Annotated in this window: 24 protein-coding genes; 10 read left to right on the top strand and 14 right to left on the bottom strand. The window is 61.9% G+C overall.

The features are described 5' to 3' along the window. Positions 1–3 precede the first annotated feature (3 nt). Both ACO08C_RS08345 and ACO08C_RS08340 read right to left on the bottom strand, forming a co-directional pair. Positions 4–783, bottom strand: coding sequence for a succinate dehydrogenase iron-sulfur subunit (locus ACO08C_RS08345; RefSeq protein ID WP_421784821.1), 780 nt, complete (start codon positions 781–783; stop codon positions 4–6). Positions 784–878: 95 nt separating this feature from the next. Next, positions 879–1,298 (bottom strand): DUF2306 domain-containing protein, encoded by a 420-nt coding sequence (locus ACO08C_RS08340; protein WP_421784819.1) that lies wholly within the window; start codon positions 1,296–1,298, stop codon positions 879–881. Between the two features lie 1,426 nt (positions 1,299–2,724). Here ACO08C_RS08340 and ACO08C_RS08335 point away from each other — a divergent pair. Then, positions 2,725–2,937: a hypothetical protein gene (locus ACO08C_RS08335; protein ID WP_421784817.1), complete on the top strand. Its 213-nt coding sequence runs from the start codon at positions 2,725–2,727 to the stop codon at positions 2,935–2,937. Further along, positions 2,918–3,382: a hypothetical protein gene (locus ACO08C_RS08330; RefSeq protein WP_421784815.1), complete on the top strand. Its 465-nt coding sequence runs from the start codon at positions 2,918–2,920 to the stop codon at positions 3,380–3,382. Before ACO08C_RS08335 ends, ACO08C_RS08330 begins: the two co-directional genes overlap by 20 nt. Positions 3,383–4,141: 759 nt before the next feature. Here the strand turns inward: ACO08C_RS08330 and ACO08C_RS08325 are convergent. After that, complete coding sequence (locus ACO08C_RS08325) at positions 4,142–4,561, bottom strand: DUF3052 domain-containing protein (RefSeq protein WP_421784813.1); 420 nt, start codon at positions 4,559–4,561, stop codon at positions 4,142–4,144. Beyond that, the gene (locus tag ACO08C_RS08320; protein ID WP_421784812.1) at positions 4,561–4,893 is read right to left on the bottom strand and encodes a VOC family protein; all 333 of its coding nucleotides are present in this window, start codon (positions 4,891–4,893) and stop codon (positions 4,561–4,563) included. The genes ACO08C_RS08325 and ACO08C_RS08320 overlap by 1 nt, the downstream gene beginning before the upstream one ends. A gap of 315 nt (positions 4,894–5,208) precedes the next feature. On the opposite strand from ACO08C_RS08320, the gene ACO08C_RS08315 reads away from it, so the two are divergent. Then, positions 5,209–7,419, top strand: coding sequence for a patatin-like phospholipase family protein (locus tag ACO08C_RS08315; RefSeq protein ID WP_421784810.1), 2,211 nt, complete (start codon positions 5,209–5,211; stop codon positions 7,417–7,419). 1 nt (position 7,420) lies between these two features. On the opposite strand, the gene ACO08C_RS08310 is transcribed toward ACO08C_RS08315, so the two are convergent. The 5 genes from ACO08C_RS08310 to ACO08C_RS08290 all read right to left on the bottom strand — a co-directional run bounded on the left by ACO08C_RS08310 (position 7,421) and on the right by ACO08C_RS08290 (position 11,120). Continuing rightward, complete coding sequence (locus ACO08C_RS08310) at positions 7,421–8,014, bottom strand: hypothetical protein (RefSeq protein WP_421784808.1); 594 nt, start codon at positions 8,012–8,014, stop codon at positions 7,421–7,423. A gap of 114 nt (positions 8,015–8,128) precedes the next feature. Continuing rightward, entirely contained in the window at positions 8,129–9,406 is a 1,278-nt protein-coding gene (locus ACO08C_RS08305) for a dicarboxylate/amino acid:cation symporter (RefSeq protein ID WP_421784807.1), read from the bottom strand. A 61-nt stretch (positions 9,407–9,467) separates the two neighbouring features. After that, complete coding sequence (locus tag ACO08C_RS08300) at positions 9,468–9,734, bottom strand: hypothetical protein (RefSeq protein WP_421784806.1); 267 nt, start codon at positions 9,732–9,734, stop codon at positions 9,468–9,470. 212 nt (positions 9,735–9,946) lie between these two features. Continuing rightward, a complete protein-coding gene (locus tag ACO08C_RS08295) occupies positions 9,947–10,480 on the bottom strand; it encodes a carboxymuconolactone decarboxylase family protein (RefSeq protein WP_421784804.1) in 534 nt (177 codons plus the stop codon). Positions 10,481–10,568: 88 nt separating this feature from the next. After that, complete coding sequence (locus tag ACO08C_RS08290; RefSeq protein WP_421784802.1) at positions 10,569–11,120, bottom strand: peroxiredoxin; 552 nt, start codon at positions 11,118–11,120, stop codon at positions 10,569–10,571. Between the two features lie 129 nt (positions 11,121–11,249). Between ACO08C_RS08290 and ACO08C_RS08285 the strand changes: the two genes are divergently transcribed. Beyond that, entirely contained in the window at positions 11,250–12,143 is an 894-nt protein-coding gene (locus ACO08C_RS08285; protein ID WP_421784800.1) for a hydrogen peroxide-inducible genes activator, read from the top strand. Between the two features lie 53 nt (positions 12,144–12,196). Here the strand turns inward: ACO08C_RS08285 and ACO08C_RS08280 are convergent, their stop codons facing one another. Further along, positions 12,197–14,386: a prolyl oligopeptidase family serine peptidase gene (locus ACO08C_RS08280; RefSeq protein WP_421784799.1), complete on the bottom strand. Its 2,190-nt coding sequence runs from the start codon at positions 14,384–14,386 to the stop codon at positions 12,197–12,199. An 84-nt stretch (positions 14,387–14,470) separates the two neighbouring features. Here ACO08C_RS08280 and dapF point away from each other — a divergent pair, with 84 nt between their 5' ends. From dapF to ACO08C_RS08250, 6 genes are all read left to right on the top strand, one after another. Next, entirely contained in the window at positions 14,471–15,277 is an 807-nt protein-coding gene (gene dapF / locus ACO08C_RS08275) for a diaminopimelate epimerase (protein WP_421784798.1), read from the top strand. 34 nt (positions 15,278–15,311) lie between these two features. Then, positions 15,312–16,616 (top strand): tRNA (N(6)-L-threonylcarbamoyladenosine(37)-C(2))-methylthiotransferase MtaB, encoded by a 1,305-nt coding sequence (gene mtaB, locus ACO08C_RS08270; protein ID WP_421784796.1) that lies wholly within the window; start codon positions 15,312–15,314, stop codon positions 16,614–16,616. After that, complete coding sequence (ftsY, locus tag ACO08C_RS08265; protein ID WP_421784794.1) at positions 16,613–17,560, top strand: signal recognition particle-docking protein FtsY; 948 nt, start codon at positions 16,613–16,615, stop codon at positions 17,558–17,560. Before mtaB ends, ftsY begins: the two co-directional genes overlap by 4 nt. A gap of 2 nt (positions 17,561–17,562) precedes the next feature. Then, on the top strand, positions 17,563–18,402 hold the full coding sequence (locus ACO08C_RS08260) for an EamA family transporter (protein ID WP_421784792.1): 840 nt from the start codon (positions 17,563–17,565) through the stop codon (positions 18,400–18,402). Positions 18,403–18,419: 17 nt separating this feature from the next. Next, positions 18,420–19,076, top strand: coding sequence for an inner membrane-spanning protein YciB (locus tag ACO08C_RS08255; RefSeq protein ID WP_421784790.1), 657 nt, complete (start codon positions 18,420–18,422; stop codon positions 19,074–19,076). Positions 19,077–19,164: 88 nt separating this feature from the next. Further along, on the top strand, positions 19,165–19,731 hold the full coding sequence (locus ACO08C_RS08250; protein WP_421784788.1) for a MarR family winged helix-turn-helix transcriptional regulator: 567 nt from the start codon (positions 19,165–19,167) through the stop codon (positions 19,729–19,731). Here the strand turns inward: ACO08C_RS08250 and ACO08C_RS08245 are convergent. The 4 genes from ACO08C_RS08245 to ACO08C_RS08230 are packed head-to-tail and all read right to left on the bottom strand — an operon-like array spanning position 19,728 to position 22,021. After that, entirely contained in the window at positions 19,728–20,255 is a 528-nt protein-coding gene (locus tag ACO08C_RS08245) for a DsbE family thiol:disulfide interchange protein (RefSeq protein WP_421784786.1), read from the bottom strand. The genes ACO08C_RS08250 and ACO08C_RS08245 overlap by 4 nt on opposite strands. Further along, complete coding sequence (ccmD, locus tag ACO08C_RS08240) at positions 20,252–20,410, bottom strand: heme exporter protein CcmD (protein WP_421784785.1); 159 nt, start codon at positions 20,408–20,410, stop codon at positions 20,252–20,254. Before ccmD ends, ACO08C_RS08245 begins: the two co-directional genes overlap by 4 nt. Next, the gene (locus ACO08C_RS08235; RefSeq protein WP_421784783.1) at positions 20,407–21,135 is read right to left on the bottom strand and encodes a heme ABC transporter permease; all 729 of its coding nucleotides are present in this window, start codon (positions 21,133–21,135) and stop codon (positions 20,407–20,409) included. The genes ccmD and ACO08C_RS08235 overlap by 4 nt, the downstream gene beginning before the upstream one ends. Positions 21,136–21,193: 58 nt before the next feature. Continuing rightward, entirely contained in the window at positions 21,194–22,021 is an 828-nt protein-coding gene (locus tag ACO08C_RS08230) for a hypothetical protein (RefSeq protein WP_421784782.1), read from the bottom strand. Positions 22,022–22,046: the final 25 nt, after the last annotated feature.

The following is a 22,046-nucleotide window of genomic DNA, read 5'->3' as shown; positions in this document are numbered from 1 at the left end:
CCGCTAGGCTTCGCGCTCGACCATCAACTGCTTGATTTCGGCGATCGCCTTGGCGGGGTTCAGCCCTTTCGGGCAGACCTGGGCGCAGTTCATGATCGTATGGCAGCGATAAAGCTTGAACGGATCTTCGAGATCGTCCAGCCGTTCGCCCGTCATCTCGTCGCGGCTGTCGGCGATCCAGCGATAGGCCTGCAAGAGCGCCGCCGGACCCAGATACTTGTCCGAATTCCACCAATAGGACGGACACGCCGTCGAGCACGACGCGCACATGATGCACTCATACAACCCGTCGACCTTCGACCGGTCCTCCTCGGACTGGCGCCATTCCTTTTCCGGCGCGGCCGTCTTGGTCTGTAGATAGGGCTGCACGAAAGCGTGCTGCGCGTAGAAATCCGTCAGATCGGGGATCAGGTCGCGGACCACCGGCTGGTGCGGCAGGGGCGCGATCAGGATGTCACCCTTCACCTCGTCCATGCCCTTGGTGCAGGCAATAGTATTGCGGCCGCCGATATTCATCGCGCACGAACCGCAAACTCCCTCGCGGCACGACCGCCGGAAAGCCAGCGTCGAATCGACATTGTTCTTGATCCAGAACAGCGCGTCGAGAACCATCGGGCCGCAATCGTCGGTGTCGATCGTATAGATGTCCCAGCGCGGATTTCCGCCTTCTTCAGGGTCATAGCGGTAGACCTTGAAAGTGCGGGTATTCTTTGCGCCTTCGGGTTTCGGCCAGGTCTTGCCCTTCTGGGGCTTGGATCCGCGTGGCAGGGCCAGTTCGACCATGAGAAATCCCTCAACTCGTCCGGTGTTTCGGCTCGGGAATGTAAAGCGCTCCGCGGGGAAGTCGACCGCCTGCGGCACACCGGCGCAGGACGGGCTCAAACAGGACCGAACACCGTTTCGTGCAGGATGCGGCCCGGCATGAAGGCAAGTCCGCCCGCAATCAGAATGCCGCCGATATAAAGACCGATCATCGCGCCGCGATGGCCGCGGACATCGCCGCGCCTTGCGCTCCAGAGCGCCAGGGGAACGGTGACATAGGTCAGAACGACGAAGAGGTGGATATATCCGAAATGCCCGCCAATGAGCGCATCGCCACGGCCCATGAAGCTGGGAATGAAGGCGGCCGCCGTCGCGGTGACCATCATCAGCGCCATGTAGATGTACCCATTCCAGCGATGGACCACCGTGCCTTTCGGCAGAACCATCTGGACCGTGCCCAGCACAAAGGCCGGGACCACGGTGTAGAAGTGGATTTGAATGGCAAGCGACGCCTCAATGAGCGGTTCGAAGGTCATGTGTGCGGCTCCCGGCTGGCCTGCTTCGTCAATTGATTACCACAATTACTTTGATTTTCAAAGTAGATTATCGTGCTGTACGGGCAGGTCTTTTGGCTCCGAATCAAATGGGGCGGACTGCGCGTCCCTCACCGCGATCACAATGATGACGAGGTGGGGCCCGAATTCACTTCCCAGCGAAAGCGGGTATCGCAGGGATGACGCCCTGCCCATTCCCGCCATTGTATATGCCGCAACGCGCATACCTCGTCCTGAGGTGCGAGCGTCAGCGAGCCTCGAAGGATCGGAGGCCAACCGCTCTGCGTGGTGCGAGGCCCGGCTGGCGCCGGCCGCCTCGCCATGAGGTGGAGGGACGCAATTTCCCCTCCCCTTGATGGCGAGGGCCGGCGATCCGTCAGGACCGGCGGGGTGAGGTGATCTGGTCTTTGCGGAGATCCCCCGGACCAGCCGGGGGATGACGAGGGCAAGCGCCGTTTTGGTAAGCGGACGCCCGGCACCTCACCATGAAGTGGGGGCGACGCAATTATCCCCTCCCCTTGATGGGGAGGGTCGGCGATCCGTCAGGACCGGCGGGGTGGGGTGATCTGGTCTTTGCGGAGATCCCCCGGACAAGCCGGGGGATGACGAGCAGAAAAGGCAAAAGCACGTCCGCCCCATGGTGAGGGGGCGAAAACCCCGTTTCCACTTCGTCATCCCGGGGCGCGCCGCAGGCGTGAACCCGGGACCCATTCCGTGTCGTCAAAATGCCGGCATGGGTCCCGGATCGGGCTCACGCCCGTCCGGGATGATGAGAGAGAAGGGACCTCATGGTGCGGTGCCGCCGGGCTTGGCGCCGGGCTCGCAGACACAGCACCTGCCGACCGGATAAAGCGCTGTGCAACCGTATTGAACTCGTCATCACCCGGCCGCGCTAGCGCGGTTCCGGGTGATCTGGCCTTTGCAGGAATCCCCCGGACAAACCGGGGGATGACGAGGGCAAGCGCCGTTTTGGTAAGCGGACGCCCGGCACCTCACCATGAAGTGGGGGCGACGCAATTATCCCCTCCCCTTGATGGGGAGGGTCGGCGATCCGTCAGGACCGGCGGGGTGGGGTGATCTGGTCTTTGCGGAGATCCCCCCGGACAAGCCGGGGGATGACGAGCGGAAAAGGCAAAAGCACGGCCGCCCCATGGTGAGGGGGCGAAAACTCCGTTTCCACTTCGTCATCCCGGGGCGCGCCGCAGGCGTGAACCCGGGACCCATTCCGTGTCGTCAACATCCCGGGATGACGAGGGAGGAGAGGCCTCACGGTGAAGTACCGTCGCCGGTGGCTGTGGAGCGTTGGGCTCCAACGAACTTGATAGCTTCGCGCTTTCCGGCTTAAATCATAAGTGGTGAGAAGCTGGTCTCCATTGCCGCGGATATACCAATGAAAAGAGACAACAAAATGTTTGCCGAAACCAGGGCATCCCTTCTGATCTTCTGGCTTTTGGCGCTTGGATTCACGGCGAAAATGTCATTCGACTGGGGTGCGGAGGGAGAAATTCCGACCGGTTTTGCTGCGCCTGCCCCCGCCATGACGATTGTGGCTTTGATTCACACGCTATGGCTTGGCAAACCTTTTTCAGGCCGATCAACCAATGTCGATCCCGATGCTTAGGGGCTTGGCGGCCGCGCTGATCACCTGTGCGTGGCTTTCGCCTGCGGCAGGGGCGCAAGGCTCCAACGAACAAGTGTCAGCGCTCCAGCGGCTTGAGCAATTCGAAGACGTCTTCGAGCGCTGCAGCGCAGACTTGCTCCACGAGATCACCGCCGGCCATTGGGCGGGTTTCGGAGTCCGCGGCCAGCTCGGCACGGATAAAGCATACGCAATCGATCAGTTCAGATCCCTCTGCGAGGGCGGTTCGGCATTTCAGTTTGAGGCTAGCGTCAGCCAATATTGGACAGTGGGCCAAGTGCACACGATCGCGGCCATATTCTCAGGCGTTATGATCCGGCCGGACGGGCAACGCGTGCCAAACAATCTGCGCGTCTCGCTCGTCATCGCCCCGGATGAATCCGGAACTCTGCTCTTGCAGCACACGCATGTCTCGGCACTGAATTAGGCTGTTGCACGGCATCTCCCTCCTCGCACAAAGGGGGTGTGAAAGGCCGGCATTCCGGTCCAAACTCCGCTTCCCTCCGGCTTGCCCGCCCTCACGAAAGCGGGGGACCGGAGGGCCTCGGTTGAAAGCGCCAGGTGTTCGGGATCCTCCGGTCCGCGCCAGCGCGGCCGGAGGAAGACGCTAACAAGGGAAAGGCACGTCTGCCTCATGGTGCGGGGGCGAAAACCCCGTTTCCACTTCGTCATCCCGGGGCGCGCCGCAGGCGTGAACCCGGGACCCATTCCGTGTCGTCAACATCCCGGCATAGGTCCCGGACCGGGCTCACGCCCGTCCGGGATGACGAGAGAGGCCGGAGTTCACTGCCCAGCGAAAGCGGATATCGCAGGGATGACGCCACCCTGTCACCTCATCCTGAGGTGCGAGCGTCAGCGAGCCTCGAAGGATCGGAGGCCAACCGCTCTGCGTGGTTCGAGGCCCGGCTGGCGCCGGGCACCTCACCATGAGGTCGGGCCGACGCAATTTTCCCCTCCCCTTGATGGGGAGGGTCGGCGATCCGAAGGATCGGCGGGGTGGGGTGAACTGGCCTTTGCAAGGATCCCCTGGACAAGCCGGGGGATGACGCGGGCGGAGAGGCCAGGACGAGGGAGGAGAGGCCAGGACGAGGAAAGCGAGACCTCATGGTGAACGCGCGCCGCCGGCAGCCTCGCCCCCTCGCTTCGCCGTCCGTGACAACCTGCACCAAGAGAAACGCTCGCCTCGCTAGCGCCGCCGCTTTTCCTTCCGGATCACCAGCTTCAGCCCGGACCAGATCTCGTCGACAGCGCAGACTTTCACATCCACCAGGTCGAGCGGAAAAGCCGCCTCGCGAACGGCATCCTCGCTCATATCGGTCGCGACCTTTGAGGCTTTCTTCGGCCAGCTCACCCAAATCATGCCGTCTTGTGCGATCGCCAGCCGCGCGGCCGGCAAGGCGGTATTCAACTGCTCCCACGACTTTACGAAAAGGTGGACCATATCCACCTCGCCGCCCGGCTCGGGCGTATCGGTGAGATCCACGAATTCCGCCGCCGTCGTCAGCCAAAGGAGACTTTCAGGCAGATCAACGAAACAGGCCGCCTGCCCGTCTTTCAGGCCAAGCTTCCAGGGCAAAGGCGTTCCGGAATACCATGCGGTCGCCATCACATATCCTTCGCGAAAACGAGGCGGTAGCCGTTGAGATCCTCGAATCCGATTTCCCGCAGACCGTGAGCCATGTCCTCCGGCCCCCAGACAACATCGACATGGGGTCTGGTCCGGTCCGCCTCCGCATCGACATCGTCCATGAAAATATAGAGAAATCCGGTCAGGCTTGTCGGACTGTCCCGGTCCTGCGCGTCACGGAAAAACCAGATCCGGGCGTCGCCGCGCGCGACCTCCGCCCAGATCAGCGCGCCACCATCCTCCCAACCGAGCGAATTCATGAAGGCAAGCCGCTCGACATAGAAGTCCACGGTCTCCCGTACATCCGGCACTTTCAGACCCGGGGTCAGCGACGATCTCGGCGGCACATGTGACTTGCGCTTTCTTATGCGGATCGGGTTGGACGCGAAAGGTCGCAATGGCGTCGCGGACAGCTTATCCCCGAAGCGCCCGCTGCCCGTATGATGGCGGACAGGCCTCCGCCCGCCCGGGCCAAACCGTCGGCTCGTCAACCGGAGTGATCGTAGTAGTAGTAGTCGTAGTAGTAGGTGAAACATCAAAATCGCACATTTTTTCCACGCCACCTCCGGTTTTGCGGTTTTCCTGAACCGCCTCAAAGGGTTAGTCTGCGCCCAGGGGAGACTGCCATGAAACACGTCCTGTCGGGTCTTACAGCCGGCCTCTGCCTGTCTGCCGCCGCGCTGGCGTGCGACAATGATGACACCGACGGGGCCGATATCGGCCTCGTCCTGTCCGGCGGCGGCGCCTTTGCCAACACGCATATCGGCGTCATTCGGGTGCTTGAAGAGGAAGGCGTGCCGGTCCACTGCATTGTCGGCACCTCCATGGGCTCGGTTGTCGGCGGGCTTTACGCTGCCGGCTGGTCGCCCGGCGAAATGCGCACCGAGTTCGAAGCCGCCGACTGGCCGCAGCTCATCACCAACACGCTTGGCCGCGAGGAACTGCCCTACCGGGAAAAGGATCGTCAGGACGAATATTATTCGGATTACATCGCAGGTTGGGGCGAGAACGGCCTGATCCTGCCGTCCAGCGTGACCACGCTGCGCGGCCTGCAGGGCTTTTACCGGGACCTTCTTGACGAAGCGCCGCCGGCCTTTGACTTCGACGATCTGCCCATCCCCTACCGCGCCGTGGCAACGGATCTCGGCACCGGCCAGGCCGTCATCCTTGATCACGGCGACATTGTCGAAGCCATGCTGGCATCCATGTCCGTCCCCGGCCTGTTCGACCCGCGCGAGATTGACGGCCGCCTCCTCATCGATGGCGGCATGTCCAAGCAGCTGCCGGTCGATGTCGCGCGTGACATGGGCGCCGACATCATCATCGTGGTCGACACCACTGTGGAACCCGGTGAACCGCCGGCCAGCCCGTCGGTCGTGCAAGTCGCGCAACAGCTCGTGCAAGTTCAGGTCTGGCTCAACCGCACGGAGCAGGCCGAACTGCTGACCGAGCGCGACATTTTGATAAGGCCGGATCTTTCGGGTCTGTCGACCGGCAGTTTCGAACGCGCCGGCGAGGGTTTCGAGAGCGGCATGATCGCCGCCGAACCGTTTCGCGCGCGCATGGCTGAGATTGCCGCGATCGCCGCGCCGCCCTTGGACCGGCCGAACCCTGTCATGGCCCGTGCCACGGGCGGAGCCCGCACCGTCACGGCCGTGCGGATCGATAATGAGACCATCGTTTCCGACGCCATGATCGCCGACCGGTTCGGTATCTCGCCGGGCGATACCGTCACCCGCGAGGATATTCGCGAAGGCCTGATCGAGGTGGCGGGCCTCGATACGTTCGGCACCATCGATGCCGGGTTCGAAACCGATGGCACGCTCACCCTGCGAACGGCGGAGCGCCCGCTGGGCCGCAACCTGTTCCAGGCCGGCATCACCCTTTCGAACTCCTTCAATCAGGATTCGCGCTACGTGCTGCGGGCCCGCTACACCCGCGCGCCGGCGAACGCCTCCGGCGCGCAGTTTTCCCTGAACGGCGCGCTCGGCTCCGACATCGAGATCAGCGCCGCATGGCTGCAGCCCTTCGGCCGCGGCGGACGCTTCTATTACGAGCTGGGCGCAGGGTATCTGGGCACGCCGATTCCGCTCGATTTGGCCGGCATACGGATCGACGAATACTGGACCACGCGCCTGTTCGGCCGCGCCGAGATCGGCCGCGATTTCGGCCGCTGGGGCCGGTTGTCGGTCGATGCCGGCTATCGGAATGGTGAATATGACACGCCCTTCGAACTGATGGAGGATGGCGGCGATATCGATCTCGAAAACGCCGATCTGGGTCTGACGTTCGAGTTCGACACCCTGGATCATCCCGACTTTCCGACCGGGGGCCGCGCCGTCATTGCCGACGCGCGCCTGGTCGCGGATCTCGTTGATGTCGAACCCTTCGATGACGTCTTCGAGCGCTACCATTTCCGCGGCGAGCAGGCCTTCGGCATGGGCCGCTGGGGCGGCATGGTGCGTGGCGAGTCAGGGCGCTCCGAGGATGAAGGCTCGACGCTGGAGGCGTTATTCTTCCTCGGCGGATTCCGGAACCTGACTGCCATCGGCGAACGCCAACTGCCGGTCAATTCGTTCGACATGGTGGCGGTCGAGGGCTATCGCCGCCTGACATCGCCCGATGCTGTCGGCGCGATCCCGATCTGGGTCGGCCTGCTGGCCGAATATGCCGAATACACGCTGGACCTCGGTGGCACGGATGTCTATTTCGGACACACGTCCTCGCTGACCGGATATGCCGCGGTGAACACCCTCATCGGACCGGCCTTTATCGGTTATGGGCGGGGTCAGCACGGCGATCAGACCGTGTTCGTCTATATCGGACGGGAATTCTAGTTCAGCTCAAGGACCGCTCGGGCCAGCGCGTGGGTATTTCCGGCCCGGATCCGCCGAGCGCAGGCCGGCCCGGATCGATGTGATAACGGGCCCGGTCGGGGCATACAAAGGAGGCCGAACGGTCTTTCAGACGCACCGCATATCCTGTCTGGCCGGTCGCCCGAAGCAAGGCTTCGATTCCTGCCTCGCCGATAAAGCTGTCCTGCATGGCCGTACAGGCCGCGGTGAGGTCGCGGATCGAACCCGTCGCTAGCCGGCGGTAAGCCGCTTGCTGCAATTCAGGCGGCCGCGTCCGGAGTTTCGGAGCTGCCCAGTCCTGCGGCGGACACACGACGGCCGCCAACTCTGAGGCCACAAACGCATCGCTCGCCGCGGCATAAGCTTCCGCAGGCGCCGCCTCCATCCGGCGCTCGGCCTGCAAGGTGAAAGCCACCGCATTTGACTGAAAAGTCTCGCAGGAATTGGGCGCTTGGGTAACAAGAACCGGCATATCCGAGTCGCCCGCCCCGCCGCTCTGCCAGCCGAAAACCAGCCAGAAAGTTGCGACGACAATCGGCAAGGCCATGGCGGCCAGAAGAAAACGGACCCAACCCATGACTGCAAAATTGTAGCGGAAATGCGGCCAGAACGTGGCGCATAATCAGGAACCGGCCAGAACCTGGCCGGAGCACAAGATTAGCCGGAACCTCTTCGTATAAGCAGCGGCAGGTTAGATCGTGGCCGGATCGCGGAAGACCTCTTCGTCCAGCTCGCCTTCCCATTTTGCGACCGTGGTCGCCACCGCCGCATCGCCGGTAACATTCACCACTGTGCGGCCCATATCCATGATCCGGTCGACCGGCAGGATGAAACCCACGACCAGGGCAATCTGTTCGGGCGAGGCGCCGAACGTGCTCAACACCGTCGCGAGAAGGAAAAGCGACGCCGATGGAATCCCCGCGGCGCCGATCGAAACGACGGCAGCCGTCACCGCAATCATCACATAATTGGAGAAAGTGAGGTCGATGCCGAAAGCCTGTGCGGTAAACAGGGCTAGAATGCCCAGATAGAGTGCCGTGCCGTCCATGTTGATGGTGGCGCCCAAAGGTAACACCGATGCGGCGACGCCCTTTTTCACACCGAGATTCCGCCGAGCATTCGTGATCGTCACCGGCAGGGTCGCCGAGCTTGACGAGGTTGAAAACGCCACGGCCTGAGCGTCGAAAATGCCGCGGAAAAAGCGGATCAGGGGCAACCGCAGCACAATCTTGATAAGCCCGCCATAGACCAGCAACATGTGGGTCAGCAGACCCAGATAGACCGTCAGAACCAGCCAGAAAATCGATTGGAAGGCCTCAATACCATAGGCCACGGTCGTATACGCGATCAACGCAAAGACACCGAAAGGCGCCGTTTCCATGACGATGGCGGTCACCTTCAAGACCGCTTCCGAAGCGCTTTCGAAAAACCTTCCGACGGCGTCGCCCTTGTCGCCAGCCAGCAATATGCCGACACCGAAAAGCACGGCGAAAAAAATGATCGCCAAAATATTCGCCTCGGCCATCGCAGCGGCCGGGTTCTGGATGATGTCGAGAATCTGGTCCCACCCACTCGGCCGTTCTTGCGAAATGGCCTCCGGCGTTGCACCCGCGAGCGACTCGCTCGCGCCCGAGCCCGGCCGCATGACGGTCCCGAAGACAAGCCCGATGACATTCGCGAAGAAGGTCGTGATCAAATATAGGCCGATCGTCATCACACCCAGCGTGCCGAGCTTTGCCGGCTGTTTCATCGCGACAACACCGGCAACCAGGGTGGTGAAAATCAGCGGCACGATCATCATGCGGATGAGCGCGATGAAAATGTCGCCGAAGGGCTGAATATAGGCTTCGAGGAAGGCCTCCGCCCCATCGCCCATCGCTTGCTGGACCAACAGGCCGAAACCGACACCCAGAACAAGCGCACCGAGCACACGCTTCCACAGCGTTATGCCGAACCACCAATTGAACATGAGCACGGCCTCCCCGCCGGTTCGTTAGTCGATCGGCAGACTAGGCGAGCGGAGAATGGCGTCAATGACGGCGTGCGGCATCCAATAGCTTTGCCAGGGCGACATAGCCGGTAAGACCACCGAGGCCGGCGCCGATGAGCAGGGACAGAGATCCCAGCTCTCCCAGCCAGGAGGAAAGCGGCGCCGACATCAGGATCAGCGAGATCAGGGCTTGCACGCCAAGGCGGCGCCATTTCACGTCGCGATAGGCATTGGCGAAACGCATCGTCTTGCGCGAGAAAAAGTGCCGTGAATTCGCGGCTTCGCCGCCATCATGCCAATCGCGCATTGGCGCATCCGTGGTATGGCTTATGCTATAAAATTGACCCATAATTTGTGACTATACGGACAATATTAAGGAAGTCAAAATCAATCGTGCATGAGGCGAAATGGTTGAATTCCAGCGGGAAGCCGGATTGTCCACGTTTGTGACAGTTTTGTTGCAGATACGAAAAGGGCGCCCCGAGGGACGCCCTTCAGATTCACTTATGCGATCGCCGGTCAGGCTGCGATTGCAGATTCTGCATCCAGCACCGCAGCAACCGCATTGATGGTCGAAGCGATCCGGACCGCCGCCTGGACTTGTTCGGCGGACACGCCATGCTTGCGCAGTTCAGCTTCGTGGCTGTCGATGCACATGCCGCAGCCATTGATTGCCGAAACCGCAAGTGACCAGAGCTCAAAATCGGCCTTGTCTACGCCCGGATTGGCGATCACATTCATCCGGAGCTTTGCCGGCAAGGTCTTGTAATCCTTTGCTGAAGCCAGGTGCACGAACCTGTAGTACACATTGTTCATGCCCATGATGGCGGCCGCTGCTTTCGCGCCGGACTTGGCTTCCGCAGATAGCTTGTCCGACACTTCCGCCTCCATGGCGCGCACCACGGATGGCACGCCGACAGCATGCGCCGAGGCGAGGAACACACCCCACTTCTTCTGATCGTCGAGCACCGTTTCACGCGCCAGGCTGGACAGGTTCAACTTCAGGTCCTTCGCATAATCGGGCAGTTCGTTCTTGAGCGCTTCAAGGCTCATGGCGTGTCTCCGTTGTTTCTTGGGAAAAGAGGCACGCCGGGCTCTGGGGGGAGGTGGCCCGGCGTGCCCCCGGTCAGGTCGCGATGGGTTACGCGGCCAGAGTCTCTCCGCCCACAGCGCGGTTGCACGGGCAGAGTTCGTCGGTTTGCAGGGCGTCGAGAACCCGCAGCGTGTCTTCCGGGTTCCGGCCGACATTCAGATTGGTGACGTAGACGTGCTGGATCACATTATGCGGATCGACAATGAATGTCGCGCGCAGCGGTACGCCTTTGTCCGAACGCACACCTAAAGCGTCAATGAGCGAGCCGGTCGTGTCGGCAAACTGCCAGATCGGCAGTTTTTCGAGATCCGCATGATCGCGGCGCCACGCCAGCTTGCAGAATTCATTGTCGGCCGAACCGCCGAGCACGACGGCGTCACGATCGTCGAAATCGCCGTTCAGATCGGCGAATGCCTTGATCTCGGTCGGGCACACAAAAGTGAAGTCCTTCGGATAGAAGAAGATAACCTTCCACTTGCCCTCGAAGCTGTCCTGATTTACCGCCTGGAACGCGCTCTCACCATTCTCTTCGTGCTGCATGAAGCCCGGCTTGACGCCCGTCACTTCAAATTCCGGCAGCTTTTCGCCTATTCCCATCATGATGTCTGACCTCTTTGTTTTTCTATGTTTACGGGGCGCATGCCCCTCGAACGCCGCGGATATGAGAGTGCCAATTTCATAAATCAAATGAATTGTTTTTTGGATTGACATAGTTTATATCAATGGCCAATGAACACCCAACTTCCAACCCTTCGCCAGTTGCGGTTTCTGGTGACTTTGGCTGACGAGGGCAACTTCTCCCGCGCCGCCGAAGCGTGCCATGTCACCCAGCCCACCCTGTCCGCAGCGATTAAGGAACTGGAAGCCACACTCGGTGTGACACTTGTCGAGCGCGGGGCGCGCGGCACCACCCTGACACCCGCAGGCGAAGCCGCTGTCGCGCGCGCCTGGAACACGTTGGCCGAGGCTGAGGATTTGGTGCAGGCCGCCCGCGCCGCCGGCGAACCATTAAGCGGTCCCTTCCGCCTCGGTGTCATCCCGACGATCGCGCCCTTCCTCTTGCCGCGGTTGCTTCCTGTTGTGTCGAAGGCCCACAGCCGATTGCAGCTTTACCTGCGCGAGGACCTGACGGAGCGTTTGCTGGATGGCCTGCGCGCCCGCAACCTCGATGCTGCGCTGATTGCCCTGCCGTATGATGCGCCCGGGATCGAAAGCGTCGCCGTAGGAGCGGACGAATTTCTCTTCGCCGCAGCACCGGATCATCCCCTCGCCAAGCGTGATAGAATCACCGCCAGCGACTTGAATGATGAAAAGCTGCTGATGCTCGAGGATGGACATTGCCTCCGCGACCATGCGCTTGCGGTCTGTTCGGCCGCGTCCTCACGTTCCGACTTCGCCGCCACCAGCCTTCACACTCTGGCGCAGATGGTGAAGTCCGGGCTGGGCGCCACCCTCCTGCCGCGGCTGGCCGTTGAAGGGGGGGTTACGGACGGACTCGAGCTTGTCGTAAGGCCGTTTACACCTGCCGTCATTGGCCGTGAGATCGGCATGGCGTGGCGTAAGGGATCGGCCCGGGAAGCCGAAGCGCGGCTGATTGCAGAAAGCCTCAAAGGCCTCGTCTAGAAAAACCCCCGGCTGTGAGAGCCGGGGGCGATTTCAACTTCAGACGAAGCGCCTTACTCGTCCATCAGCTCTTGGCTGAGGAAGGTGTAGAGCAATGCATCCCGCCGCGCACTTTCGGCCAGATTGGCCGCCGAGGAGTGCCCGCCTTCCGTGTTCTCATAGTACAGATAGTCGTGGCCGAGTTCCTCCAACAGGTGGGCGAACTTGCGCGCATGGCCCGGATGCACACGGTCATCCTTGGTCGACGTGTAGAGATAGATCGGCGGATAGTCGCCGCTGGCATCGACATTGTGATAGGGTGAGATCGTCCGCAAGAAGCCGCCCTCGTCCGGATCGTTCGGATCACCGTATTCGCCCATCCAAGACGCGCCGGCCAGCAGCGTGTGATAGCGTAGCATGTCGAGCAGCGGCACGGCCGAGACAACGGCACCCCACAGATCCGGGCGCTGCGTATACATCACACCGGTCAACAGGCCGCCATTCGAACCGCCATAGACGCCCAGACGCTCCGAGCTGGTCAACCCGCTCTCTATCAGGTCTTCCGCGACTGCGATCAGATCGTCATAGATACGCTGGCGGTTCATCATCAGCCCCGCCTGGTGCCAGGCCGGACCAAATTCGCCACCGCCGCGGATATTGGCGACCACGTAAGCGCCGCCCCGCTCCAGCCATAGCCGGCCCCGCACACCCGAATAGCTCGGCTGGATCGAGACCTGGAAACCGCCATAGGCATACAGCAGCGTCGGTGTCGATCCGTTCATCTCGGTGTCGCGATGGCGCACGATGAAATACGGGATCATCGTGCCGTCAGCGGATTCCGCTTCCATCTGCTCGACGATCAGATCGTCGCCATTGAACCAGGCCGGCATTGAATCAGCCGCCTCTACGGAACCCGCATCCGCATCGACCACATAAAGCGAGTCCGGTGTCAGGAAGCCCTCGGCATTGAGGAAGGCCAGATCATGGTGCGGGCTGGTGCCAAAAAGGCCCAGCGTCATGTTTTCGGGGGTTTCGATCCGGATCGAAGACCATTCCGATCCGTCGAAATCGAAGCGCCAGAGCTGGCCCGTGACATTGTCGTCGATCTGGATCAGCACCGTGCCACCGGAAACGCCGACACCCCCGATGGATTGCCGCGCTCCCGGCACGAAGACCGTCGCAACAGCCCCGATCTCGCCGCTCTCGGCAAACTCGCCCATATCGAACGACAAAAGGGCGCCCTGCGGATAGGTCTCGCCCTCTCCGCGGTCCCATTCCTCTTCCAGCGTGAACAGAAGCTGATTGTTATAGAGGCCGGTCAGCGACGACCGGGCCGGGATCGGCAGCGACATCGGCTCGCCTTCGGCCGGCAGATGCCACCAGGTCGTCTCGAAGAATGTGTCCGCTTCAGACGCCATCATGTAGACATTGTCGGCATTGTCTTCCACGCGGAAGGCAAAGAGGCCGACATCCTCACGGTCGCCGCGCAGCACTTCTGTGGCGTCTTCAATCGCCGTTCCGCGCTCCCAACGGTAAACCGCGACGGGATAACCGGATGTCGTCGAATTCTCGTCATCGGTCGCAAAACCGAACAGCACGGTGTCTTCGTCAACCCAGCTCATGCCGCCCTTGGCTTCCGGCGAAACAAACCCGTCCTCGATAAAAGTGCGCGACTCCAGATCGAATTCGCGGCGTACCGAAGCGTCCTGACCGCCGTCCGATAGCGTGACGATGCAGCGTGTATAATCGGGGCCCAGGCAGTTGGCACCTTGCCAGACCCAGTTCACACCTTCCTCTTCGGCGACCGCGTCAAGATCCAGCACAACGTCCCACTCGGTATTGTCGGACAGATAGCTGTCCAGGCTGGTGCGCCGCCACAGGCCATGCGTGTTGTCGGCGTCACGCCAGAAATTCCAGACAAAACCGTTCTGATAGGAGCCGTACGGGATGCGGTCATTGCTCTGATAGACTTCGAGGGCCGCGTCGTAGAGATCTTGATAGCGTGGATCGCCCTGGAGCTGCGCGAAAGTCCGATCGTTCTGGCTTTCAACCCACTCCAGAGCCTGTTCGCCCTCAACCTCTTCAAGCCACACCCGCGCATCATTGGCCGGATCGATCTCGACAATATCGCGTGTTGCGGACGTATCTTCCGGCATTGTTTCGGCAGCGTCCGTCATGTCGGTCTCGGAGGTCTCTTGGGCCGGCTCGGAACAGGCGACCAGCAGGGCACCGGCGGCCGTCGCGGTCAAAAAGCGTTGCAGCATAGGGTTCGCTCCACAAATATGGCTGGCGTTATCCCTAGCGCGGCCCGCCTGCGATTCAAGCTTAATCCCAGTAAGGACTCTGTCATGCGCGCCTTGAAGATGAACGGGACCGGCAATGCTTTCCTGCTCGTCGACGCCCGCGGGCACGACGTGGACATCGCACCGGAGCGGATATCCCGTTGGGGGCGCACGCACCGTTTCGATCAGCTGCTCAAGCTTGAATCAAGCGAGAAAGCCGATGCGCGCTACCGAATCTGGAACCGCGACGGCAGCGAGGTCGGCGCTTGTGGCAATGGTGCGCGATGTGCCGGATGGTATCTGACGGAAGACAAATCGTCGGCATCGGCCTGGCTCGAAGCGGATTACGGCATCACGGAGACCATTCGCACCGACGGTTTCAGAATGCGGGTCGATCTCGGCGAAGCCCGGACCGGCTGGCGCGATATTCCGCTCTCGCGTGAGATGGACACGGTGGGGCTGGACTACACGATTGAGCTCGGCGGCCTTCGGCTCGATCGCCCCGGCGCCGTATCGATGGGAAATCCGCACGCGGTATTCGTCGTCGACACCCTCGATGATCTGCCGATCAAGACCCTGGGGCCACGCATCGAAACAGACCCGCTTTTCCCCGAGCGGGTCAATGCCGGCTTCATGCAGGTACGGGCAGCCAACCATATTCGCCTGCGCGTCTGGGAACGCGGCACGGGGCTCACGCTCGCCTGCGGCACAGGCGCAGCCGCTGCAGTTGTCGCCGGACACAGAAAGGGTTTGCTGGAGCGCATCTGCACAGTGGAAGTCGATGGCGGCACGCTGCAGATCGACTGGCACGACGACAATCATGTCTGGCTGGAGGGACCGGTCGAGCTTGAGGGCGAAGTGGAGCTTGCTTGACCGCGCCGATGCTTTTCCCCACTTAGGCGGCCTTATGTCCGACCAGGATGTTCACACCACGCCAGCGGCCCCGGCCGATCAGGGCACGAACGAACTGATGACGTTCGGTTGCCGGCTGAACAGCTGGGAGAGCGAGGTCATGCGCGGCCACGCCGAGGCCGCAGGGCTCGAAGGCGCGATCATCGTCAACACCTGCGCGGTCACCAATGAAGCCGTGCGCCAAGCCCGCCAGGCCATTCGCCGCGCCCGCCGTGCCAATCCCGACAAGCCGATCATCGTCACCGGGTGTGCCGCCCAGATCGATCCCGGCGAGTTCGCCGCCATGCCGGAAGTGACCCGCGTGATCGGCAATGACGACAAGATGAAAGCCGAGACCTTCCGTCCCGACGTGCTGCTCGGTGGCAAAGCCAAGACCCGCGTCTCCGACATCATGAAGGTTCGTGAAGTCGCCGGTCATCTGGTCGACGGGCTCGATGGCCGCGCCCGCGCCTTCGTCCAGGTCCAGACCGGCTGCGATCACCGCTGTACCTTCTGCATCATCCCCTACGGCCGCGGCGACAGCCGATCAGTCCCCGCCGGCGATGTCGTTGAGCAGGTGAAGACGCTGGTCGGCAACGGTTTCCAGGAAGTCGTCCTCACCGGTGTAGATTTGACCAGCTGGGGGGCTGACCTTCCCGGCACGCCCAAGCTTGGCCGCCTGGTTCAATCCATCCTGTCGCAATGCCCGGACCTGCCGCAGCTGCGCCTGTCCTCCATCGATGCGATCGAGATCGACGACGCCCTGTTCGACGCCGTCATCGGCGATCATCGCATCGCGCCGCATTTGCACCTGTCCCTGCAGGCCGGGTCCGACATGATCCTCAAGCGCATGAAGCGCCGCCATCTGCGCGGCGATGCCATTGCGCTTTGCCAACGCCTCAAAGCGGCGCGGGCGGAGATCGCACTCGGCGCCGATCTGATCGCCGGCTTTCCGACCGAGACCGACGCCATGTTCGCCGACACGCTCGATCTCGTCGACCAGTGCGAGCTCGCCTATCTGCACGTCTTCCCTTTTTCGCCGCGCCCGGGAACTCCGGCGGCACGCATGCCGCAGCTTGATCGGCATGTGGTGAAGGCGCGCGCCGCGCAATTGCGCGAAAAGGCCGAGACCGCCCTTCACCGTCATCTGGACGGAATGATCGGCAGCCTGCAGCTGGGGCTGGTCGAAAAACCCGGCTTTGCGCGGGCGCCGAATTTCGCCGGCATCAAGGTCGGCAAGATCACCGCGCGTGCTGGCGCCATGCTCCCCCTGCGCATCACCGGGCGGTCCGGCGCCAACCTCCTGGGAGAACCGGCGTGAGCGAAAGGGACTCCCCGAAAAAGCCGGGTTTTTTTTCCCGGCTGACCGCCGGCCTGCGACGGTCATCGACCTCCATCGCCGACAGCGTTACCGCCGTTTTCACCAAGAAGAAGCTCGACGCCGAAACACTGGAACAGCTCGAAGACGCGCTCATCGCTGCCGACCTCGGGACCGCGACCGCTATGCGCGTCACCGACCGGCTGGCCCGCGACCGCTTCGAGAAAGAGATCACTGACGAGGAAGTAAGGACCGCGCTCGCCGAGACCATCGCCGAAACGCTTGCCCCGCTTGAAGCGCCGCTGGAGATTGGCCGCGGGGCCAAGCCGGAAGTCGTGCTGTTCGTCGGCGTCAACGGCTCCGGCAAAACCACGACGCTCGGCAAGATTGCCGCGCGCATGAAGCACGATGGCCAGTCTTGTCTGCTGGTCGCGGGCGACACATTCCGCGCCGCCGCCGTGGAACAGATTTCCGTATGGGGCGAACGCGCCGGTCTTCCCGTTGAGATACGCGATATCGGCTCGGATGCCGCCGGCCTCGCCTTTGATGCAGTCCAGCGCGCCAAACGGGAGGGTCTCGATGCGGTTTTAATCGATACCGCTGGACGCCTGCAGAACCGGACCGAGCTGATGGACGAGCTGCGCAAAATCGTCCGCGTTCTTAAGAAAGTCGACGAGGCCGCGCCACACAAGGTGATCCTGGTCCTCGATGGCACGGTGGGCTCGAATGCCCTGTCCCAAGCCGAAGCCTTCCGCGAAGCGGCAAATGTGACCGGCCTGATCATGACCAAGCTGGATGGCACCGCCAAAGGCGGGGCGCTGGTGCAAGTCGCCGAAAAATTTGCCCTCCCGATCCACGCGATCGGCATTGGCGAAGGCATTGACGATCTCCAGACCTTCAACGCCCGCGCCTATTCGCGCGCCATCGCCGGACTGGACGAGGCGTGACCATGGAGTGGCTGGGCGCAGCAGCCATGCTGGCGTCCGCCTTCTTTCACAGCTTTGTCGGTCTTCTGACCAAGCAGGCGGAGGACAAGCTGGTCTTCCGTTCCGTGCTGATGCTGACTGCGGCGGTGCTGGTCTCGCCGGCGCTTGTCCTGTTTCCGCTGCCGCCCGCAGAAGCCTGGACCTTCCTGATCGCCGGCGTGGCGATCCATTTCTGCTATCAGATGGTGATGATCGCCGCCTTCGAGCGCGGCGACATGAACCTCGTCTACCCTGTGATGCGCGGCGCCGCACCGGCGCTGGCTGGCCTGGCGGCGGTGATTGTGCTCGGCGAGCAGTTGAACCTCGTCGAGATCACCGGTCTGGGCATCGCAACATTGGCGATAATCGGTTTCGCCTGGCCGGACTCGTCGCGCATTCCGAAAGCCAAGGCGCTGGCTTTCGCGCTCATCGCTGCCGGCATGACCGCGCTCTATTCCGTCAACGATGCCTCCGGCGTACGTGCGACCGGCAATGCGATCAGCTATCTCGCCTGGTTTTTCGCGCTCACCTGCTGGCCGATAACAATCGCCGCTCTGGTGCGGCGCGGCCGGCAATGGCCGCTGATCGCCCGTCGAGAACTCAGGCGTGGTTGTGTCGCGGGTCTGGTCGGCGCAGCGTCATACGGATTTGCCTTGTTTGCGCTGGCCATCGCCCCGGTCGCGCCCATGGCAGCCATGCGCGAGACCTCCGTCGTGTTCGGTGCGGTCCTCGCCGCTCTCGTTCTGAAAGAGCCCTTTGGCAGCCGACGAATTCTTCTGGCAATCCTTCTTGCCGCGGGACTCGTAATGCTCCAAGCCGGATAGAAACGAGGAGGCAGTTTATGAGTCAGGCCAAGAAGACGGCGGGACAGGGTGCGCAATTGCTCACCGATGTGGGCCCGGTCATCGCCTTCATCATTGTCTATAATGTCGGCCGCAATGTCGTCGGGGATCAGGCGATCTACTGGGCCACCGGAACCTTCATGATTGGGGTGACCATCGCATTGGCCCATGCGGGGCTCATCCAGAAACGCTTCCCGCCCCTGCTCGTGATTTCGGCGGTGATCGTGCTCGCCTTTGGTGGCATGACGATCTACCTGCAGGATCCGATCTTCGTTTACATCAAACCGACAATCATCAACCTGCTGTATTCATTCGTGATTCTTGGCTGCTTTGCGTTCGGGTTCAATGTCTGGAAGGCGCTGTTCGGATCGATCTTCGAGCTCCCGGACCGGATCTGGTGGATCCTCGGTGTGCGCTGGGCGCTATTCTTCCAGTTTCTCGCAGCATTCAACGAATTTCTGTGGCGCCATATCGACAATTCCGTCGTTCTTGAATCCTCGCGTTGGATTGAAAGCCTTTCCTGGAGTGAGAGTTTCTGGGCCAACGGCAAGCTGGTCATCATGGCCCTGACCTTTGGCTTCGCTTTGGCCAACATTCCGATCCTTCTCCGCCATCAGATCGAGAGCCAATCGGAAGAATCGGAATCCGCGGCGTAAACAGATTTTCCGTAGCCGGACGAATGTCATTGATCCGTGACACTTCTTGGCTAGAGTTTGAGGGTCTCTAGCCAGGGTGGGACTAGATATGGGCGAGGAAACCGAATTCGCGTTGACCGAATCCCCGGGTCACCTCCTCCACCGGGCTCAGCAATTTGCTGCTGAACGTTTCGCCAAGAATCTGTCGACCGGCGACAAGCTGACCCAGCGCCAATTTGCCGTTCTGGCCGCCACCGCGGCCCGCGAAGGGCTGACGCAGACCGATCTCGTGAAAGAAACCGGGATCGACCGATCAACCCTCGCCGAGCTGGTCTCACGCATGGTCGGTCGCGGGCTCTTGCGGCGTGAAAACGTCGCCGGCGATGCCCGGGCAAACGCCGTGTTCCTGACCGAGGAAGGCCGTGCCATATTCGGTCGGGCCTTGCCGGGCGCGCGGTCAGCCGATCACGCCATCCTGTCTTCCTTGCCGAAAAACAAGCGCAAGAGTTTTCTGGTCACATTGAGCCGGATCGCTCTGACCATCGAAGAAGACGAGGCCCGCGAGAAAGCCGAGAAGAAAAAGCTCAAGGAAGCCGCGAAGAAGGCCAAGAAAAAAGCCAAGAAGAAGGCCAAGAAGAAAGCCAAGAAAAAGGCGAAAAAGAAGTCCGGAGACTAGCGGCTGGGGCCGGCCTGGAGCGCTGGGCGGATCACCCTTGCCACCACCTCATCGGTCAGCGGTCCGGCCCAACGCGCACGGATGACTCCGTCGGCGTCCACCACAAAGGTTTCAGGCGCCCCTGTCACGCCCAGCTCGATGATTGCCGCTCCGGCAGGATCGAGTACGACGCCACTAAAAGGATTGCCGAGCCGTGCCAGGAATCCGTTGGCGCTCTCATTCGTGTCGCGCCAGGCAATCCCGTAGATCGGTATGCCCTCAGCTGCCAGCGACATCAGAACCGGATGTTCGACCTCGCAGGGCGGACACCACGAGCCCCAGACATTGAGCAGATAGGCTTCGCCACGCAAAGACTGCGGCGAAAAGCCTGCGTGGCCATCTGCCGCGTCGAGAGAGAAAGCCGGCAGCGCCTCGCCGATCAGCCGATCGGTTTGCGTCGGCTCATCGCGGGTCAGCAAAACGAAAGCCAAAAGGCCGGCGGTCAGGATGAGGACGGCCACAGGTACCAGGCGCAGCCAGTTCATTGCTCGGCCTCGTCTTCCTCGCGCGCCAGGTGCCGCTCGGCCCGCCGCCGTTCCAGCAGGATAAAAGCGATCAGCCCTGCGACGCCCAGCGCCGTCAGCGCATAAGCCGACCACACAAAGCCCATATAGGCCCCGGGCTCAATTACGCCGCTCATGCCTTCGCCTCGCGGATCCGTTGAAGGTTGCAAGCCTTACGCGCCATAATCGCGCTCCGCATCCGGTATAAAACCATCCAGGCCGCCAGCAGGCTGAACCCGACTGCCATCAGGCCCAGCGGCAAAAGTTGGCTGCCATGAATGGACGGACCATCGGCGCGAAACACGGTCGCGCCCTGGTGCAGCAGGCCATCCCACCATTCCACCGAAAACCGCACGATCGGAAGATTGATCAGCCCGACCATCGCGAGGATAGCGCCGGACCGTGCCGCTAGGCGGTCGTCCTCGATCGCGGCGCGAAGCGCGATATAGCCGAGGAAGAGAAGGAACTGGATCAACATCGAGGTCAGCCGCGCGTCCCACACCCACCAGGTGCCCCAGGTCGGCTGGCCCCAGATCGAGCCCGTCGCGAGACAGAGCGCCGCAAACACCGCGCCAACGGGCGCAATCGCCACGGCCGCCACATCAGCCAGATTATGCCGCCAGATGAAGTAGATCAGGCTGGCGATGCCCATCGCAAAATAGAGCGCGAGCCCCAGCCAGGCGGACGGCACATGGACATACATGATCCGCACCGTGTCGCCCTGGAAGCGGTCCACCGGCGAAGCGACAAGGCCGAACCACAAGCCCACGGCGATCAGAGCCAGCGCGGCCCAGCCACAGATCGGGATCGCGATGCGCGCGAACGCCTCGAAGCGTTTCGGATTAGCGAGATAGCTGAACATGTCTGGCTAGGCGTTAGCCCGCGCAGCGCGTGCGAACAAGGTCTCTATTGCCGCACTCCTATTCGCTGGAGCTGGACACAATGGGTTCCAGCTCATCCCCGGGAGCAGTCAGAACGTCGAGTTCCGGCAAGCCTTCAAAGACATCGGCCCAGTCCGCCGCCAGAAAATCTGCGAAAACCGACAGCGGAACCGGCACTTCGTAGCTGCCCTCGGCGTAGGAGCCGACATGATAAGGTTCGAATAGGAACATCAGTCCCGCTGCGGCATCGCCTGACCGGTTGGGAATGAGCGTGAATCCGGGAAAAGCCTCGGGATCGGCAGCCAGCGACGCCATCCAGGTCTCGCGCTCCATGGATTCGTCGAAATCGTCGCCTAGCCGTTCGCGCTTCAAAGCCATCAGTTCGCGATAGACCGCATAGAACAGCGCCGTCATCGCAGGAGAGTCGATTGCCGGGTCGGCGAATAGCGCCGCCAGTTCGACCGGCTCGTAACGCGCATCACGTGTCAGCAGTGGCGCCAACCCCTGATTGGGATGCGCGCCGCCCGTATAATAATTTGTTGCCCGCGAAAGGCTGATCACCCCCTGCCCAGCGAAGGCGACACGGATTTCGGTCGAGCTGAAATAACCGTTCCAGCTCCATTCCGGGGCGTCAGCGAGCCAGCGGGCATGATCGGCAATCGCCAGCTGCGCCAGTTCCGATACGCCTTCCAGCTCATCAGCCAGCAGTGCGGAATGGATGTCGCTGAATTCGGCCAATGCGGGATCGAAACGGACTTCGATGTCATAGAGGCCCGGCGCGTGGGCCACGATCCGCGTCATGTCCGCCTGCGCAAGGGCGGGCAGATGGCAAGACAGCCAGAGCAGGCAGGCAGACAGGTATCGCATGCCCGGGATCAAAGCACAGGCCGTT

The organism is Hyphobacterium sp. (assembly GCF_965229905.1).
Taxonomy (GTDB): domain Bacteria; phylum Pseudomonadota; class Alphaproteobacteria; order Caulobacterales; family Maricaulaceae; genus Hyphobacterium.
This window is presented reverse-complemented; position numbering and strand designations above follow the sequence as displayed.

Coding starts and splice junctions, on each gene's coding strand:
- ACO08C_RS08345 (WP_421784821.1), bottom strand. CDS start 783: ATGGTCGAACTGGCCCTGCCACGCGGATCCAAGCCCCAGAAGGGCAAG.
- ACO08C_RS08340 (WP_421784819.1), bottom strand. CDS start 1,298: ATGACCTTCGAACCGCTCATTGAGGCGTCGCTTGCCATTCAAATCCAC.
- ACO08C_RS08335 (WP_421784817.1), top strand. CDS start 2,725: ATGTTTGCCGAAACCAGGGCATCCCTTCTGATCTTCTGGCTTTTGGCG.
- ACO08C_RS08330 (WP_421784815.1), top strand. CDS start 2,918: ATGTCGATCCCGATGCTTAGGGGCTTGGCGGCCGCGCTGATCACCTGT.
- ACO08C_RS08325 (WP_421784813.1), bottom strand. CDS start 4,561: ATGGCGACCGCATGGTATTCCGGAACGCCTTTGCCCTGGAAGCTTGGC.
- ACO08C_RS08315 (WP_421784810.1), top strand. CDS start 5,209: ATGAAACACGTCCTGTCGGGTCTTACAGCCGGCCTCTGCCTGTCTGCC.
- ACO08C_RS08310 (WP_421784808.1), bottom strand. CDS start 8,014: ATGGGTTGGGTCCGTTTTCTTCTGGCCGCCATGGCCTTGCCGATTGTC.
- ACO08C_RS08305 (WP_421784807.1), bottom strand. CDS start 9,406: ATGTTCAATTGGTGGTTCGGCATAACGCTGTGGAAGCGTGTGCTCGGT.
- ACO08C_RS08300 (WP_421784806.1), bottom strand. CDS start 9,734: ATGCGCGATTGGCATGATGGCGGCGAAGCCGCGAATTCACGGCACTTT.
- ACO08C_RS08295 (WP_421784804.1), bottom strand. CDS start 10,480: ATGAGCCTTGAAGCGCTCAAGAACGAACTGCCCGATTATGCGAAGGAC.
- ACO08C_RS08290 (WP_421784802.1), bottom strand. CDS start 11,120: ATGATGGGAATAGGCGAAAAGCTGCCGGAATTTGAAGTGACGGGCGTC.
- ACO08C_RS08285 (WP_421784800.1), top strand. CDS start 11,250: ATGAACACCCAACTTCCAACCCTTCGCCAGTTGCGGTTTCTGGTGACT.
- ACO08C_RS08280 (WP_421784799.1), bottom strand. CDS start 14,386: ATGCTGCAACGCTTTTTGACCGCGACGGCCGCCGGTGCCCTGCTGGTC.
- dapF (WP_421784798.1), top strand. CDS start 14,471: ATGCGCGCCTTGAAGATGAACGGGACCGGCAATGCTTTCCTGCTCGTC.
- mtaB (WP_421784796.1), top strand. CDS start 15,312: ATGTCCGACCAGGATGTTCACACCACGCCAGCGGCCCCGGCCGATCAG.
- ACO08C_RS08260 (WP_421784792.1), top strand. CDS start 17,563: ATGGAGTGGCTGGGCGCAGCAGCCATGCTGGCGTCCGCCTTCTTTCAC.
- ACO08C_RS08255 (WP_421784790.1), top strand. CDS start 18,420: ATGAGTCAGGCCAAGAAGACGGCGGGACAGGGTGCGCAATTGCTCACC.
- ACO08C_RS08250 (WP_421784788.1), top strand. CDS start 19,165: ATGGGCGAGGAAACCGAATTCGCGTTGACCGAATCCCCGGGTCACCTC.
- ACO08C_RS08245 (WP_421784786.1), bottom strand. CDS start 20,255: ATGAACTGGCTGCGCCTGGTACCTGTGGCCGTCCTCATCCTGACCGCC.
- ccmD (WP_421784785.1), bottom strand. CDS start 20,410: ATGAGCGGCGTAATTGAGCCCGGGGCCTATATGGGCTTTGTGTGGTCG.
- ACO08C_RS08235 (WP_421784783.1), bottom strand. CDS start 21,135: ATGTTCAGCTATCTCGCTAATCCGAAACGCTTCGAGGCGTTCGCGCGC.
- ACO08C_RS08230 (WP_421784782.1), bottom strand. CDS start 22,021: ATGCGATACCTGTCTGCCTGCCTGCTCTGGCTGTCTTGCCATCTGCCC.